Origin of the sequence: Gemella sp. GH3 (assembly GCF_013415425.1) — a bacterium.
In the GTDB taxonomy this organism is placed as follows: Bacteria; Bacillota; Bacilli; order Staphylococcales; family Gemellaceae; genus Gemelliphila.
In genome coordinates, this window is the sequence record NZ_JACBYC010000231.1 from 1 (window position 1) to 431 (window position 431).

At 34.3% G+C, this 431-nt stretch carries 1 protein-coding gene; it reads left to right on the forward strand.

Features of this window, described 5'->3' with window-relative positions; genetic code table 11:
* Positions 1 to 431 (forward strand): DUF1542 domain-containing protein (locus HZY83_RS07855; RefSeq protein ID WP_179943486.1); only part of this gene is annotated, 431 nt, incomplete at both ends.

The window sequence follows — 431 nt, forward strand, 5'->3', positions numbered from 1 at the left end:
ATGGGATACTGATCAACAGCCATCAATACTTCATCGTCCTGATTTAAGCTTACAAAATGCGTTAGTTACAGGAAAAGTCATCGTGCATAGAGGTGCTACGATTACACTTAGTGAAATTGAAAGTGCCATGACTTTAGCTGATGGTCTTAAAGTAAGAATCATTTCATTACCTAACACAGGTAAAGTTGCAGATAACCTAACTGCGAAAGTTGAAGTGACTCTTGCGAACGATACATCAGTTATTGTCGATGTCCCTGTAGATGTTATTGAAAAAGAACTTCAAGTTGCAAAAGATGAAGCATCACAACAAATTGATCAAGCTACTAAACAAAAGTTAGATGAAATTGATAATGATAAAATTTTAACCGAACAGCAAAAAGAACAAGCTAAAGCTGAAGTTCAAAAACTTAAAGATCAAGCTATTGATAAAA